Source organism: Pseudonocardia sp. Ae150A_Ps1 (genome assembly GCF_001932315.1).
GTDB lineage: Bacteria > Actinomycetota > Actinomycetes > Mycobacteriales > Pseudonocardiaceae > Pseudonocardia.
Map to the genome: position 1 here is coordinate 5,013,473 of NZ_MCIJ01000001.1, position 15,288 is coordinate 5,028,760.

16 protein-coding genes are annotated in these 15,288 nt (G+C 73.2%); 13 read left to right on the top strand and 3 right to left on the bottom strand.

The genetic code is table 11. The annotated features are described in order from the left end of the window. Positions 1-69: 69 nt before the first annotated feature. The 4 genes from Ae150APs1_RS23535 (at position 70) to pcaD (ending at position 4,487) form a co-directional block, all read left to right on the top strand. A complete protein-coding gene (locus Ae150APs1_RS23535; RefSeq protein ID WP_010242341.1) occupies positions 70-618 on the top strand; it encodes a flavin reductase family protein in 549 nt (182 codons plus the stop codon). Positions 619-703: 85 nt separating this feature from the next. Next, a complete protein-coding gene (locus tag Ae150APs1_RS23540; RefSeq protein ID WP_075300364.1) occupies positions 704-2,278 on the top strand; it encodes a 4-hydroxyphenylacetate 3-hydroxylase N-terminal domain-containing protein in 1,575 nt (524 codons plus the stop codon). Positions 2,279-2,355: 77 nt separating this feature from the next. Beyond that, positions 2,356-3,186: a hypothetical protein gene (locus Ae150APs1_RS23545; protein WP_075300365.1), complete on the top strand. Its 831-nt coding sequence runs from the start codon at positions 2,356-2,358 to the stop codon at positions 3,184-3,186. Further along, a complete protein-coding gene (pcaD, locus tag Ae150APs1_RS23555) occupies positions 3,183-4,487 on the top strand; it encodes a 3-oxoadipate enol-lactonase (RefSeq protein WP_249266462.1) in 1,305 nt (434 codons plus the stop codon). The genes Ae150APs1_RS23545 and pcaD overlap by 4 nt, the downstream gene beginning before the upstream one ends. A 14-nt stretch (positions 4,488-4,501) precedes the next feature. On the opposite strand, the gene Ae150APs1_RS23560 is transcribed toward pcaD, so the two are convergent. Next, positions 4,502-5,422, bottom strand: a complete 921-nt coding sequence (locus tag Ae150APs1_RS23560; protein WP_075300366.1) for a LysR family transcriptional regulator — start codon at positions 5,420-5,422, stop codon at positions 4,502-4,504. 121 nt (positions 5,423-5,543) lie between these two features. Here Ae150APs1_RS23560 and kdgD point away from each other — a divergent pair, with 121 nt between their 5' ends. From kdgD to Ae150APs1_RS23585, 5 genes are all read left to right on the top strand, one after another. Further along, positions 5,544-6,470 carry a 5-dehydro-4-deoxyglucarate dehydratase gene (gene kdgD / locus Ae150APs1_RS23565; protein ID WP_060574304.1) on the top strand — a complete coding sequence of 309 codons (927 nt, stop codon included), beginning with the start codon at positions 5,544-5,546 and terminating at the stop codon, positions 6,468-6,470. 37 nt (positions 6,471-6,507) lie between these two features. Further along, on the top strand, positions 6,508-8,121 hold the full coding sequence (locus tag Ae150APs1_RS23570) for an aldehyde dehydrogenase (NADP(+)) (protein WP_060574303.1): 1,614 nt from the start codon (positions 6,508-6,510) through the stop codon (positions 8,119-8,121). A gap of 188 nt (positions 8,122-8,309) precedes the next feature. Then, on the top strand, positions 8,310-9,161 hold the full coding sequence (locus Ae150APs1_RS23575) for an ABC transporter permease (protein WP_060574302.1): 852 nt from the start codon (positions 8,310-8,312) through the stop codon (positions 9,159-9,161). Next, positions 9,140-10,189, top strand: a complete 1,050-nt coding sequence (locus Ae150APs1_RS23580) for an ABC transporter substrate-binding protein (RefSeq protein ID WP_249266463.1) — start codon at positions 9,140-9,142, stop codon at positions 10,187-10,189. Before Ae150APs1_RS23575 ends, Ae150APs1_RS23580 begins: the two co-directional genes overlap by 22 nt. Positions 10,190-10,208: 19 nt before the next feature. Further along, complete coding sequence (locus Ae150APs1_RS23585; RefSeq protein WP_060574300.1) at positions 10,209-10,988, top strand: ABC transporter ATP-binding protein; 780 nt, start codon at positions 10,209-10,211, stop codon at positions 10,986-10,988. A 293-nt stretch (positions 10,989-11,281) separates the two neighbouring features. Here Ae150APs1_RS23585 and Ae150APs1_RS32240 read toward each other — a convergent pair whose 3' ends face one another. Then, positions 11,282-11,524: a hypothetical protein gene (locus Ae150APs1_RS32240; protein ID WP_075300369.1), complete on the bottom strand. Its 243-nt coding sequence runs from the start codon at positions 11,522-11,524 to the stop codon at positions 11,282-11,284. Between the two features lie 385 nt (positions 11,525-11,909). On the opposite strand from Ae150APs1_RS32240, the gene Ae150APs1_RS32245 reads away from it, so the two are divergent. Further along, entirely contained in the window at positions 11,910-12,659 is a 750-nt protein-coding gene (locus Ae150APs1_RS32245) for a M24 family metallopeptidase (protein ID WP_075300371.1), read from the top strand. Then, the gene (locus Ae150APs1_RS23600) at positions 12,656-13,129 is read left to right on the top strand and encodes a RidA family protein (protein WP_083680322.1); all 474 of its coding nucleotides are present in this window, start codon (positions 12,656-12,658) and stop codon (positions 13,127-13,129) included. The genes Ae150APs1_RS32245 and Ae150APs1_RS23600 overlap by 4 nt, the downstream gene beginning before the upstream one ends. Positions 13,130-13,133: 4 nt before the next feature. Here the strand turns inward: Ae150APs1_RS23600 and Ae150APs1_RS23605 are convergent, their stop codons facing one another. Continuing rightward, positions 13,134-13,919 carry a hypothetical protein gene (locus tag Ae150APs1_RS23605; protein ID WP_075300373.1) on the bottom strand — a complete coding sequence of 262 codons (786 nt, stop codon included), beginning with the start codon at positions 13,917-13,919 and terminating at the stop codon, positions 13,134-13,136. Between the two features lie 114 nt (positions 13,920-14,033). Here Ae150APs1_RS23605 and Ae150APs1_RS23610 point away from each other — a divergent pair, with 114 nt between their 5' ends. Further along, positions 14,034-14,291, top strand: coding sequence for a hypothetical protein (locus Ae150APs1_RS23610; RefSeq protein WP_075300375.1), 258 nt, complete (start codon positions 14,034-14,036; stop codon positions 14,289-14,291). Positions 14,292-14,441: 150 nt separating this feature from the next. Continuing rightward, the gene (locus Ae150APs1_RS23615; RefSeq protein ID WP_139317036.1) at positions 14,442-15,284 is read left to right on the top strand and encodes an SDR family NAD(P)-dependent oxidoreductase; all 843 of its coding nucleotides are present in this window, start codon (positions 14,442-14,444) and stop codon (positions 15,282-15,284) included. Positions 15,285-15,288 lie beyond the last annotated feature (4 nt).

Here is a 15,288-nt window from a genome sequence, read left to right on the forward strand (position 1 = left end):
CGCCATGGTGAAGTCTGAACGCAGGGCGTTCGACCGGTACGCAGAGCGTACACGCGAAAGGAGCGATCGATGGCGATCGACCCGAGAGAGCTACGGCGGTGCCTGGGTCACTTCACGACCGGGGTCACCGTGATCACCTGCCAGGGCGCCGACGGTGCACCGCACGGCGCGACGGTCAACGCGTTCACGGCGGTGTCGCTGGAGCCACCGCTCGTGCTGGTCTCCCTGGACCGGCGGTCGCGGCTGTGCTCGCTGGTCGAGGCGCGGCCCTTCACCGTGAACGTGCTGGAGAGCCGGCAGAAGGACCTGGCACTGCACTTCGCGGGCCGCCCGAACCAGGACGTCGAGTGGCTGCCCGACAGCGCCTGCGGTGCGCCGCGGCTCGGCGGTGCGCTGGCGCACGTCTCGTGCACGCCCTGGCAGTCCTACGACGGCGGCGACCACGTCCTGTACCTGGGCGAGGTCCAGGAGTTCCTGATGAACGGCGGGGAGCCCCTGCTGTTCCACACCGGCAAGTTCCACCACCTCGGCGACGACCACGAACCACTGCTGTGGGGCGACTCCGCCGACGGCCCGCAGAGCCAGTCCTGGATCCCGCCGCACGCCGCGGCCCGCTGACCCGACCCGCCCTCCACCCGTGACCCGGCACCCCGCCCCGCGCGGTGCCCCGACCCGGCATGCCCGGACGACGAAGGAGTCGACGATGACCCTGCAGCAGGATTCCGTCAGCACCCCCACCGACGGCGAGGGCCGCGCGACGCGGCCGATGACGGGCGCCGAGTACATCGAGAGCCTGCGGGACGACCGCGAGGTCTTCCTCTACGGCGAGAAGGTCCGCGACGTCACCACCCACCCGGCGTTCCGCAACGCGGTCCGCATGATCGCGCGGCTCTACGACGCGCTGCACGACCCGGACAGGCAGGAGACGCTGACCGTCCCCACCGACACCGGCAGCACCGGGTTCACCCACCCGTTCTTCCGCACCCCGCACTCGGTCGAGGACCTGAAGAAGGACCGCGACGCGATCGCGGAGTGGGCCCGGATGACCTACGGCTTCATGGGCCGCAGCCCCGACTACAAGGCCGCCTTCCTCGGCACCCTCGGCGCGAACTCGCCGTTCTACGACCCGTACGCGGCCAACGCGCGGCGCTGGTACGAGGAGTCGCAGGAGAAGGTCCTCTACTGGAACCACGCGATCATCAACCCGCCGGTCGACCGGCACCGCGACCCGGACGAGGTCTCCGACGTGTTCATGCACGTCGAGGAGGAGAACGACAACGGCGTCGTGGTGTCGGGGGCCAAGGTCGTCGCGACCGGGTCGGCGATCACCCACTTCAACTTCCTCGCCCACTACGGGCTGCCGATCAAGAAGCGGGAGTACTCGCTGGTCTGCACCGTCCCGATGGGTGCGCCCGGGATGAAGCTGATCTGCCGGCCGTCCTACGCCCAGCAGGCCACCATGACGGGCAGCCCGTTCGACTACCCGCTCTCGTCGCGGATGGACGAGAACGACACGATCTTCGTGCTCGACAAGGTCCTGATCCCCTGGGAGAACGTCTTCATCTACGGCGACCCGGAGAAGGCGTCGACGTTCTTCCCCGGCTCGGGCTTCCTGCACCGCTTCACCTTCCACGGCGTCACCCGGCTCGCGGTCAAGCTCGACTTCATCGCCGGACTGCTGATGAAGGGCCTCGAGGTCACCGGTTCGAAGGACTTCCGCGGCGTCCAGACCCGGGTCGGTGAGGTGATTGCCTGGCGGAACATGTTCTGGGCGCTGTCGGACGCGATGTGCGCCAACCCCGACGAGTGGGTCGGCGGCGCCAAGCTGCCGAAGCTCGACTACGGCCTGGCCTACCGCTGGTTCATGACGATCGGCTACCCCCGCGTCCGCGAGATCATCCTGCAGGACCTCGGCGCCTCGCTGATCTACCTGCCCAGCCACTCGACCGACTTCCTGTCCCCGGAGGTGCGGCCCTACCTGGACAAGTACGTGCGCGGCTCGAACGGCTACGAGGCCGTCGACCGGGTCAAGCTGATGAAGCTGATCTGGGACTCGATCGGCACCGAGTTCGGTGGCCGGCACGAGCTCTACGAGCGCAACTACTCCGGCAACCACGAGGGCGTGCGCGCCGAGCTGCTCTTCGCCGCCGAGGCCTCCGGGACGGCCGGGGCGATGAAGGGCTTCGCCGAGCAGTGCCTGTCCGAGTACGACCTGAACGGCTGGACCGTGCCCGACCTGATCAACCCGGGTGACGACGCCGTCATCGGCCGCCGCTGACCCCGGCGCGGGGACGCCGGTCTCCGGCGGGCGTCCCCGCGTGCCACCCCCTGCCCGCCACCGATCGGAGCCCGGGAATGACCGCCGTACCGACCCAGCACACCGACGCACCGGCCGGGATCCCGGTGTGGCACGGCGTCGACGAGGTCCCTGCGGGCTCCGGCCCGTGCGTCGTCGCGCTGGGCGTGTTCGACGGCCTGCACCGGGGCCACCGCCGGATCGTGGCGACCGCACGGGCGACCGCACGGGCGGTCGCGCGCCGCCGCGGCCTGCCGGTCCTGCTCGTCACCTTCGACCCGCACCCGGCCAGGGTGCTGGGCACCGGCCGGGACACCGCCGCCCTCAGCACGCTCGGGCACCGCGCCGAGCTCGCCGCGGACGCCGGCGCCGACGCCGTCTGCGTGCTCCGCTTCACCCGCGAGCTGGCCGCCCGCACCCCGCAGGAGTTCGCCCGCGAGGTGCTGGTGGCCGGGCTGCGGGCCGCGGCCGTCGTCGTCGGGGCCGACTTCACCTTCGGCGCGCGCGGCGCCGGGACCGTCGGCACCCTGCGCGAGCTCGGCCGGGAGCTCGGGTTCACCGCGCACGGCGTCGACCTGCTGCAGGACGCCGGCACGACATGCTCGTCGACGCACGCCCGGCGCTGCCTGCGCGCCGGTGACCTCGCCGGCGCCGAGCGGGCGCTGGGCAGGCCGCACCGGGTCCACGGGCAGCGCCGGTCCGACCGGGTCGTGCTGGAGCCGGACACCGCGCTGCCCCCGCCCGGCCGGTACCGGGCCCTGGTCGGCGACCGGCCGGCGACCGTCGAGATCGACCTCCGCGGCGGGCTGCGCCTCCTCGGCGCGGTGACCACCGGCCGGGACGGGACGGTCGCGGTCACCTTCCCCGGCGCCGGGACGGCCGCGCGATGACGTCGCTGGAACAGCGGATCGCCCGGCTGGAGACGCTGGAGGAGATCCGCACGCTCGACGCCCGCTACTGCCGGGCCCTCGACGACGGCGACTGGGACACCCTCGTCTCCCTCTTCACCGACGACGGCGAGTTCACCGGCCTCGGCCACGCCCGCGGGCGTCCCGGGCTGCGCCGGTTCTTCGCCGGGCTCGCCGGGAACGGGCTCACCGCGTTCTGGCACCACGTCACCAACCTGGAGATCGAGCTCGACGGCGGTGCCCCGGGCCGGGCGCGCGCCCGGTCGTTCCTGTGGCAGCCGTGCGTGCTGGACGGGGTCCCGCACGTCGCGGCGGGCCGGTACACCGACACCCTCGTGCGCGTCGCCGGTGCCTGGCGGTACCGGTCGAAGCAGGTGTCGTTCGACTACTTCGCCCCGCTCGACGAGGGCTGGGACCGCGCCCGGTTCACCGTGGACGCGGCCGCGGGGACCCGCACCCCCGGTGACACCCCGGAACCGCCCCGGCCGGACCACGCGCCGATCGCGCTGCACCACCGCACCGACGGCCCGGCCGACGGCCCGGTGCTGGTGCTCGGCCCGTCGCTCGGCACCGACCTGCACCTGTTCGACGCCCAGGTCGCCGAGCTCGCGAGCACCTATCGGATCGTCCGCTACGACCTGCCCGGTCACGGCGGGAGCCCCGCCCCGGACGGCCCCTACACGGTCGCGGGCCTCGCCCGCGACGTGCTCGCCCTGCTCGACGGGCTCGGCATCGGCCGCTTCCACCACGCGGGGGTGTCGCTGGGCGGCGCGATCGGCCTGCAGCTCGCGCTCGACCGGCCCGACCGGGTCGCGTCGCTGACCGTCGTCGCGTCGGCGGCGCGGTTCGCCGAGCCCTCGGAGTGGCCGCGGCGGGCGAGGGTGGTGCGCGCCCAGGGAACCGGGGCGATGGTCACCAGCCGGCCGGGCACCTGGTTCACCCACGACTTCGTCCGCCGGCGCAACGGCGAGGCGGTGCGGTTGCTCGCGATGCTGCAGGCCACGACGGCCGAGGGCTACGCGGGGTGCTGCGAGGCGATCGGGGAGTTCGACGTCCGGCGCCGCCTCGCCGGGATCACCGCACCGACGCTGGCCGTCGCGGGCGCCGCCGACCCGGCGACGCCGCCGGAGATGCTGAAGGCGATCGCGAACGGCGTCCGCGACGGGCACTACGTGATCCTCGACGGCGCGGCGCACCTACCGAACGTGGAACGGGCCGACGAGGTCACCCGCGCGCTCGCCGAGCACCTCGGCCGCTGCTCGGAGGCCCCTGCCACCCGGTGAGGGCACCGGCCGTGTCACGGCCCCCCGGGCCCACCCCGCCTGCCGGTCGCCGTCGCGGTCACGACGATCTCGCGCACGGCGCGCAGGGCGGGGTTCTCGTCGTTCGTGCGCCAGGCCGCGACGAGCTCGACCGGCTCCCCGGCGAGGCCCACGACCGGCCGGAGCACGACGCCGTCGAGCCCGAGGGCGGTCGCCGCGTGCGGGACGAGCGCCAGCCCCAGCCCGGCCCGGACCAGGGCCAGGATCGTGTGCACCTGGCTGAGGTGGTGCACGTACCGCGGTGCCACACCTGCGCCGCGGAACACCCCGACGAGCACCTCGTGGAAGTACCGGGCCTCGGTCGGTGAGTACATGACGAACGGCAGGCCGTCGAGGTCGTGCAGGTGCAGGGGGCGGGCCGGGTCGGCCAGGTGGTGGCCTGCCGGAACCGCGGCGAGCAACGCCTCCCGGTGCAGCAGGTGCTGGCCGACGCCGGACGCCGGGACCGGCGGGCGTACCAGCACGAGATCGAGTTCCCCGGACCGGAGCTCCTCCAGCTGGGTCCCGGAGACCCGCTCGCGCAGGACGAGATCCACCCCCGGCAGGTGGGAACGGATCGCGTCCACCACGGTGTCCAGCACCGAGTGTGCGGCCGACGCGGTGAAGCCGAGCGCCACCGTCCCGACCTCCCCGGTCGGCACCCTCCGGACGGCGAGTGCGGCCTGGGTCGACAGGCCGAGGATCCGGCGGGCGTCGGCCAGGAAGGCCCGCCCGGCAGCGGTGGGCCGCACGGTCCGGCCGGTGCGGTCGAACAGCTCGACCCCCAGCTCACGTTCCAGGAGCTGGATCCGCCGGGTCAGCGGCGGCTGGGTCATCGACAGCCGCTCGGCCGCCCGTCCGTAGTGGAGCGTCTCGGCGACCGCGACGAAGCTCTCGAGCTGGCTGAGCGTGAACACCGATCCAGTCTAGGTATTGGTCGATGCGAAAGCAGTGTTGGACGTGCATCGATGCTGCTCCTTACGCTCGATTCCGGTTGCAGCCCGTCGCCGCCGACCGCCAGCCAGGAGGAACCTGCCCATGCCCGCCATAGCTCCCAGCGAGCTCGCCCAGCGTCTCGGCTCGGGGCTGCTGTCCTTCCCCGTCACCCACTTCACCCGCGATCTGGCGTTCGACGAGCCCGCCTACCGGGACAACATCGTCCGGCTCGGCAAGTACGAGGTGGCGGGCCTGTTCGCGGCCGGCGGGACCGGCGAGTTCTTCTCGCTGACCCCGCAGGAGGTCGGCCGCGTCGTTCGCGCCGCGGTCGGGAGCGCACCGGAGGACACCCCGATCGTCGCGCCGGCGGGCCACGGCACCGCCCAGGCGATCGGCTTCGCCCGGGACGCCGAGGCCGCAGGTGCCGACGGGCTGCTGCTCTTCCCGCCCTACCTCACCGAGGCCTCGACCGACGGACTCGTCGCACACGTCCGCGCGGTCTGCGAGGCTACCTCGCTCGGCGTGGTGATCTACAGCCGGGCGAACGCCGTGTACACCCCCGAGGCCGTGGCCGAGCTGGCCGGCACCTGCCCGAACCTGGTCGGGTTCAAGGACGGCGTCGGCGACCTGGAGTCGATCACCCGGATCCACTCCCGCCTCGGTGACCGCCTCGTCTACATCGGGGGCCTGCCGACCGCGGAGACCTTCGCGCTGCCGTACCTCGAGCTGGGCGTCACGACCTACAGCTCGGCGATCTTCAACTTCCTGCCCGAGTTCGCGCTGGCGTTCTACGCCGCCGTCCGGGCCGGTGACCGGGCGACCGTCCGCCGCCTGCTCGACGAGGTCGTGCTGCCCTACACCGCCGTCCGCGACCGCAAGCCCGGCTATGCGGTGAGCATCGTCAAGGCCGGGATGGAGCTGACCGGGCACCCGGCCGGTCCCGTCCGCCCGCCGCTGACCGATCTCGACGAGCGTGAGCGTGCCCTGCTGGCGGAGGTCGTCGCGGCCTCCCGAACGGTCACCGGCTGAACCGGCCCACCCCCAGACGACGAGGACGGAGGCGGACATGACCGCTCCCCCCACGACCCGCCCGACCGGAGCCATGATCATCGGTGGCGCGCCGGTGGCCGGTGCCGGCGACGACGGGATCAGTTCCACCGACCCCCGTACCGGGACCGCGCTGGAGCCCGCCTGGCCCGCGGCGTCCACCGGCCAGCTCGACCGGGCCTGCGCACTGGCCGCCGAGGCGTTCCCGGTCTATCGGGCGCTCCCGGTGGAGCGCCGGGCCGGCTTCCTCGAACGCATCGCCGACCTGCTCGACGAGCGCCGGGACGCGCTGGTCGAGCGGGCGCACGCCGAGACCGCCCTGCCCGTCCCGCGGCTGACCGGTGAGGTCGGGCGCACCAGCGGCCAGCTGCGCCTGTTCGCCGAGGAGCTGCGGACCGGCACCTGGCAGGGCGCCCGGATCGATCCCGCCCGGCCCGGCCGCACGCCGCTGCCGCGGGCGGACATCCGGCAGCGCCGGATCCCGCTCGGTCCGGTCGCCGTGTTCGGCGCGAGCAACTTCCCCCTCGCGTTCTCGACCGCGGGCGGGGACACCGCGTCCGCGCTGGCCGCCGGCTGCCCGGTCGTCGTCAAGGCGCACCAGGCCCACCTCGGTACGGCCGAGCTCGTGGCCCGCGCGATCGCCGAGGCGGCCGCGGACACCGGCATGCCGGACGGCGTCTTCGCCCAGCTGGTCGGCAGCGGCACCGGGATCGGCGCGCAGCTGGTCGCCGACCCCCGGATCCGCGCGGTCGGATTCACCGGCTCCCGCGCCGGCGGCCTCGCGATCGCCGCGACGGCCGCCGCCCGCCCGGTCCCGATCCCGGTCTACGCCGAGATGAGCAGCATCAACCCGGTGGTGCTGCTGCCCGGCGCGCTGGCGGGGCGCGGCGCCGAGCTAGGCGCCGCCTTCGCCGCCTCGCTCACGCTCGGGGCCGGGCAGTTCTGCACCAACCCCGGCCTGCTGCTGGCCGTCGAGGGCCCGGGGCTCGACGCGTTCGTCGCGGCGGCCGCGGACGTGGTGGCCGGTGACACCGGCGCGACCATGCTCACCACCGGGATCGCCGGCCACTACGCCGCCGCCGGTGACGCGGTGGCCGGACGTCCCGGTGTGTCCGAACGGGCCCGTGGCACCCGGTCCGGGGAGGCCGCCTCCGGGGCCGCGAGGCTGCTCTCGGTACCGGCGGAGCGCTTCCTCGCCGACCCGCAGTTGCAGTGCGAGGTGTTCGGAGCCACGTCCCTGCTGGTCAGGTGCGCCGACCTCGTCGAGCTCACCGCGGCGGTCGCCGTGCTGGAGGGCCAGCTGACCGCGACCGTGCACGCCGACGCCGCCGACCACGACGCGGCCCGGCGGTTGCTGCCGCTGCTGGAGGAGCGGGCGGGGCGCATCCTGTTCGACGGCTGGCCGACCGGGGTCGAGGTCGGGCACGCCATGGTGCACGGGGGACCCTTCCCCGCCACCACGGACCCGCGCAGCACCTCGGTGGGGACCCTCGCGATCGAGCGGTTCCTCCGGCCGGTCGCCTACCAGGACGTGCCGCAGGCACTGCTGCCCGCCGAGCTCGCCGACGACAACCCCGACCGGGTGTGGCGGCGGACCGACGGCGAGCCCGGCCGGGGGCCGGTCGCCGACTGAGACACGGGCCGGCCCGGCACCGCGACCGACCGGACCGGCCCGTCCCACACCTCCGCGGCCCCGGCCGCGCACCTTCCAACGCTGTGAGGAACTCATGACACCGTCCCCGCCGTCGCGGTACCTGCCGGCCCGGCCGGGCCACCGCACCGCCCGGTCCGCCGGCCACCGTCCCGAGGGGAGCCCCCGCCGTGGCGACTCCTGACGTCAGACCGAAGGACCGCAGCGGGCCCTCCGCCCCGGCGGACCGTCCCGCCGAGCAGCCCGCCCGCCGCCGGGGACCCCGGCGCGACTCCGTCATGGCGGGGGTCAAGGCCGTCGTCGGCATCCTCGGCCTGTTCGCGGTGTGGGAGCTCGTCGTCGCGCTCACCGACCCGCCGGAGTACCTGCTGGTCGGTCCGGTCTCGGCCTTCGTCGAGCTGGCCGGGCGGCCGGGCTACTTCGCCGAGAACACGGTCATCACGCTGCAGGAGGCGCTCGCCGGGTTCGCGCTCGGCACCGCACTGGGTGTGCTGTGCGGCGCCGCGCTGCACTACTCGACGACGATCCGGAGCTTCCTCTACCCGGCGCTCATCGCGATCGACACCATCCCGAAGGTGGCGCTGGCGCCGCTGTTCATCGTGTGGTTCGGCTTCGGGTTCGAGTCGAAGGCGTTCGTGGCGATGGCCATCGCGTTCTTCCCGCTCGTGATCAACACCTACGACGGCCTCGGGTCGGTCCCGCACGAGCTGCAGGAACTGGCGCGGATCAACAGGGCCTCCGCGTGGAAGCGGATGACCAAGATCGAGTTCATCTACGCGATCCCGTCGATCCTCTCCGGCGCGAAGATCTCGATCTCGCTCGCGGTCGGTGGCGCCGTCGTCGGTGAGTTCATCGCCGGTTCGAAGGGGCTGGGGTACGTGATCATGCTGGCGAACAGCCAGGTCGACCTGCCGTCGATGTTCGCGGCGTTCATCGTGCTCGCCGCGATCGCGCTGGCGCTGTTCTTCCTGGTGGACCTCGCCGGGCGCAAGCTCGTCCCGTGGAAGCGGCACACCAGGTGACGGCGGGGAGCCGGGTCCGCCGGTCCGCCGTCGCGCTCGGGGCGATCGTCGCCCTGCTGGCGCTGACCGCGTGCGGCAGCGGCAGCGGCCGCGAGCGCATGTCGCTGATGCTCGACGTCGGCTGGCTGCCCAAGCACGCTCTGTTCGTCTCGGCTGTCGAACGGGGCTTCTTCGAGGCCGAGGGCATCGACCTCGAGGTCATGCCCGGTTCGGGATCCACCAACACCGTCACCTCGGTCGACGTCGGCCGGGTCGACGCCGGCTGGGCCGACTACGGCGCCACCGTCGTGAGCCAGGGCCGTGGTGCGGCCGTCAAGCAGGTCAACCAGGTCCAGGCCCGGTCGGCCTACGCCGTCGTCGCGCTCGCCGGTACCGGCATCGACGGCTGGGAGGACCTCCCCGGCAAGACCGTCGCCACCGAGGGTGCCGGCGCGATGACCGCCATGTGGCCCTACGCGCTGAGCAGGCTCGGGCTCACCGAGGACGACGTGAACGTCGTGCACGCCACGAGCGCCGCCAAGATCCCTGGGCTGCTGGCCGGACAGTGGGACGCCAACCTCGCGCTCTACGTCTCCGACCAGCCCGCGATCGACGCGCTGGACCGCCGGGCCACCGTCCTGAAGTGGTCGGACCTGGGCATCGACCTCTACGGCAACGGGATCGTCTTCTCCGACGAGAAGCTGCGCACGGCCCCGGACCAGGTGAAGCGGTTCAACCGGGCCGTGCAGAAGGGCTACCTCTGGGCCTGCGGGCACCCGCAGGAGGCCGCGCAGGACTTCCAGAAGGAGGTCAGCGGCTTCGAGGACCGCACGATCGTCCTGGCGATCAACGAGCAGTGCGCCCTGAACTGGGGCCCGGACGGGGCCGGCGACTTCGGCGTGATGGACGACGCGAGCGTCCAGAACATGATCGACGTCGCCCACCGGTTCCTCGGGCTGGACCCGGACGCCCGGCTGACACCGGCCGACGTCTACAGCAACGACTACCTCACCCTGCTGCACCGCGGCGACGCCATCCCGACGCCGTGACGGCCGGACGGAGAGCCAGATGAACCACGAGTACGCGATCTCGGTCAGCAACGTCGGCAAGACCTACCGCTCCCGGGACGGGGCGGACAACACCGTCCTGAAGGGACTCGACTTCCACGTCGAGCCGGGGCAGTTCGTCTCGATCGTCGGGCAGTCCGGCAGCGGGAAGACCACCCTGCTCAAGACGATCTCCGGGCTGCAGGACCCGACCGAGGGCGAGATCCTCGTGAAGGGCCGCCCGATCAGGGAGGGCGTCGAGGACATCGCGATGGTGTTCCAGAGCCCGGTGCTGCTGCCCTGGCGCAACAACCTCGACAACGTGCTGCTGCCGCTGGAGTTCCGGGGCACCCGCGACGGCGAGGCCGAGCGCTACGCCCGCGAGCTGCTCGACATGGTCGGGCTCGGAGACCGGGCGACCCGCTACTCCTACGAGCTCAGCGGTGGCATGCAGCAGCGGGTCGCGATCTGCCGGGCGCTGGTGTCACACCCCGAGCTGCTGCTGATGGACGAGCCGTTCGGTGCGCTCGACGCCATGACCCGGGACTCGATGAACATCGAGATCCAGCGGATCTGGCGCACCACCGGCTGCAGCGTCCTGTTCGTCACGCACAGCATCCCCGAGGCGGTGTGGCTCGCCGACCGCGTCGTCGTGGTCGGGGACCGCCCCGGCCGCATCGTCGCCGACGTCGAGATCGACCTGCCGCGCCCCCGCGGCAAGGAGCACCGCTTCTCCCCGGCGTTCTCCGACTACGCGACCGAGATCGAGTCGCACATCGGCGTCACCGCCGGCATCAGCTGACCACCCCGACCCCGGAGGAACCCATGTTGCACCTCACCGCGGACCCCGCACAGGTCGAGCAGCGCTACGGGCTCGACGCGCGCCGGAGCCTGCTGTTCTCCGCGATCCGGCTCGACTCCCACCCGCTCGTCGCCCCGCTGATCGCGGAGCGCGACGGGGAGCGCGTCCTGCTCGTCCGGCAGCAGGAGCAGGGGAACGCGCTCTCGGCGGGCGTGCCGAAGGAGCAGATCCGGTTCTACGCCCCGTGGGTCACGATCGACCCGCGGATCGTCGCGGACACCCCGGCCGCGGCCTCACTGGCCGCCCTGGTCTCCGAGCTCGCCGACGACGGCTGGGTACACCTCGCCGCCGACGTCGTGCTGGCCCACCACCGTGCGCTCACCGGCGCCGGGACGCTGGAGGTGACCGCGGACGACCGGGCCCCGGCCCCGGTCGTCGTGCACGAGGTCGACACCGCCGCGGTGCTGGCCCGGTTCGCCGGGTGGCGCACCGAGGGCGTCCGGGTCGCCCGGGAGCTGATCGAGGGGGTCGAGCACCTCGACGGCCTGGCGGACGAGCTGTCCGCCACCGAGGACACCCGGTTCACCGCCCTGACGGCGCTGGCCCGCGAGCGCGGGCTCGATGCCGTGCTGCTCGCCGCCACCCCCGACTACACCGAGGTGACCGGGCAGGCCGGACCGGACGGAGCCGTCGCGCTGTGGATCCCGGCGTCGGAGCGGCTGTTCGTCCTCGCCCCCGAGGGCGCCCCCGATCTCCCGGGGGCGGCGGTCGGCAGCTACCCGTCGGCCGGCGCCGCGGTCGTCGCGCTGGGCCCCGGACCCCGGACCGGGGTCGAGGAGGAGTTCGTCGGGATCGGGCTCGCCCGCGAGCTGGAGCGCGCGGGCGCCGAGCCTCTCGGCCGACCTCGGCCACTGGCGCGACGTGCGCGACCACGAGGACCTGGTCTTCCAGGTCGTCGCCGCCCGCACCAGCGTGTTCGCGATCGAGGCCGCGCTGGCGTGGGCCGAGCAGGGCATCGACGACGGCCGCCGGTTCACCGAGCTCGACGTCCACGCCGTGTACCTGGAGAAGATCGCCGAGTTCCGGGCCGCGAACGGGATCCCCTTCGGGATCGAGCCGTACTTCACCAACCTGCACTCGTCGAACCGGATGCTGTTCCCCGGCCCGCCGGTGGACTCCCCGATCGACTCCACGACGACCTGCATCCAGCTCGACGCCGGTGTCCGGGTCGTCGTGGACGGCGTCACCGTCGCCACCTCCGACATGGCCCGTTCGCTGCCGCGCACCGCCGCGGCGAAGGAGGCGTACGCCTTGTTCTTCGACGTCGTGCGGGAGGGCATCATCGGTCAGCTGCGGCCGGGCGCCGTGTGCGAGGACGTCCACGAGGGGACGCTGCGCTACCTGGCACCGCACCTGGAACGCATGCGCGCCATCGGGATGCTCGGCACCGAGATCGACTTCGACACCGAGTACCGCAAGCGGAACGTCGGCCATCTGATGGGCAAGCAGGAGTCGTTCGCCAACGAGCTGCGGCCCGGGTACAAGCACGTCCTGCAGGTCGGGTCGTACGGAGCGGCCGAGATCCCGTGGCGCTACGACGACGCGGCCATCGGCACCGAGGACCTCTGGTACGTCGGTCGCGACCGGACCTACGTGGTGAGCAAGCGATGAGCGGCGCCGTGACGGAGGTCCGCACGCGGCTGGCCGAGCTGTCCCTGGAACTGCCCGAGCCGGGGCCACCGAGATGCGCCTACGAGCCCGCCGTACGGGCCGGCGACCTGCTCTTCGTCTCCGGGCAGATCTCCCGCACGGCAGGCGGGGAGGTCCTCGGCGGCCGGCTGGGTGACGGCGCCGGCGTGGCCGAAGGGATCGCGGCGGCCCGCGCCGCCGCGCTCAACCTCCTGGCCCGGATCGACGCCGCGGTCGGCCTGGAGGACGTGGTGCGGATCGTCAAGCTGAACGCCTGGGTCGCGAGCGACCCGGGCGCGACGAACCAGCCCGAGGTCGCCGACGGGGCCTCACAGCTGCTGATCGACGTCCTCGGCGACGCAGGCCGGCACGCCCGCACCGCGCTGCCCGCACCCGTCCTGCCGCAGGGTGCGCTCGTCGAGGTCGACGCCACGGTCCTCGTGCGGGGGTGAGCCGTCAGCGGGCGGACAGCCCGGCGGCCAGCAGCTGGGCGAGCAGCCGGACCAGGTCGAGGTCGTCCTCGCCGAGGTCACCGGGCTGCAGCGAGTCCACGGTCAGCAGGCCCAGCGGGGTCTCCCCGGCACAGACGGTGGCGGCGACGAAGGTCCGGCACTCCGAGACGTCGGTCCAGCCGATCAGGTGCACCCGCTGGACGTCGGCGACGATCATCGAGTCCAGGCTGTCCACGAAGGCGAACACCTGTGCCTCGACCGGGTCCGCCGGGTCGAACCGGGGTCGCGGCTGCCGGTTGCGCCCGTGCCAGGCACGCAGCCGCAGGGTCCGCCCGCCGGTCTCCGGGTCGTCCTCCAGGCCGTAGAAGCAGGACCGGCTGCGCTCCGGGCCGATGTACTCGGCGGCGAAGCCGACCGTCATCTGGCGCAGTGACTGGCGGGCCTCCCGGCGCGCGGTCGCCGACGTCGTGGTGAGGACGTCGGTGACGGCCAGCGACAGCGGGATCAGCATGTCGTTGGTGGTCACCTTGTACTCGGCGAGCCGTTCGGCGGCCAGCTGCTCGGCCGTCGTGATCCGGCCGCGCTCGCGCCGGATCTCCAGCGCGGGCAGCAGCACGGTCAACGCGGAGGCGAGCACCCCGATCGTCACGAGCGAGACCTGCGTCGTCCCGGACAGGTCCTCGCTGAAGTAGATCTGGGTGATCCACGCGGCCGACGACGCCAGCGCGGGCAGCGGCAGGTTCCACCAGGCCGCGGGCGGGAGCCACCGTCGCCTTTGCGTCACCGCCACCCCCGTTCCGCCGACCGGCGGACCGTACCGGATCCGGGCCGTTCCCCGCGGGACCGTGGGCTGCGGCCGGGTTCGTGGCTATCCTGATGGCGACCGGTGAGCGGGAGGTCGGCGATGACGGACGATGCGGTGCCCACGAACGCGCACGTCGACATCCGTCGCCGTGCCCGGCTCGCCACCCGGGACGCCGCGGGATATCTCGCCCGTGCGCGTGCGCTGCGCAGGCGGGAGGCCGTCGCCGAGGTGCACGGCGCGGTCAGTGCCCGGGTCACACCCGCCCCGGCCGACCTGTGGCTGCAGGCGTCGATCGCCGTAGCCCTCGCCGGCTGCGTGCTGGCCGGGCTCGGCGTGCTCGTCGGCATCGTCGGCTGATCCCCTCCCGCTGAGACACCACCGTCCCGGACGACCGGTCTCATCTCATCCTGAGATGGCACCCGTGTTGTCCGGGCCCTCTCCCTGCGATCGACTCGGTCGTCCGGCCGACACCCGGCCGGACGGACACTCGACGAGGAGGAAGCACCCGTGACGACGAGCGCCGACATCACCGGACAGTCCCATGTGGAGGTCGCACGGAGGAGGGCTCCGCAGGGGCAGCAGGTCGCGGTCGTCACCGGCGCCGCGCGCGGCATCGGCGAGGCGATCGCCCTGCGTCTGGGGCGCGACGGGTTCCACGTGGTCGTGGCCGACCTGCCGCAGTCCCGGGAGGGGACCGACGCCACGGTGAAGGCCGTCGTCGCCGCCGGCGGCACCGCGACCGGTGTGGACGTCGACGTGACCGACGAGGACTCGGTCGAGGCCGCGGTCGCCGCCGCCGTCGAGGCCGGGGGCCGGCTGGACGTCTTCGTGGCGAACGCGGGTATCGCCCAGGTCGAGGAGCTGCTGTCCTACGACGCGGCGGACTTCCGGAAGATCCTGGACGTGAACCTGACCGGCATCTTCAACTCCTACCGCCAGGCCGCGCGGCAGATGGTCGCGCAGGGACACGGCGGAAAGATCATCGGTGCGGCGTCGATCGTCGCCTTCCGCCCGTTCGCGCTGCTCGGACCGTACTCGGCGACCAAGTGGGCGGTCCGCGGCCTGACCCAGGCGGCGGCGATGGAGTGGGCCGAGTACGGCATCACCGTCAACGCCTACGGGCTGGGCATCGTCGGTACCGACATGTGGGACCTCATCGACCAGAAGCTCGCCGCGAAGAACGGGCAGCAGCGCGGCGAGGCCCTGGCCGAGAACTCCCGCTCGATCCACCTGGGCCGGGTCTCGGTCGGCTACGACGTGGCCCGGATGGTCTCCTACCTCGCCGGCGAGGACTCCGACTACGTCACCGGCCAGACGATGCTGGTCGACGGCGGCATCCAGTTCTCCTGACCCC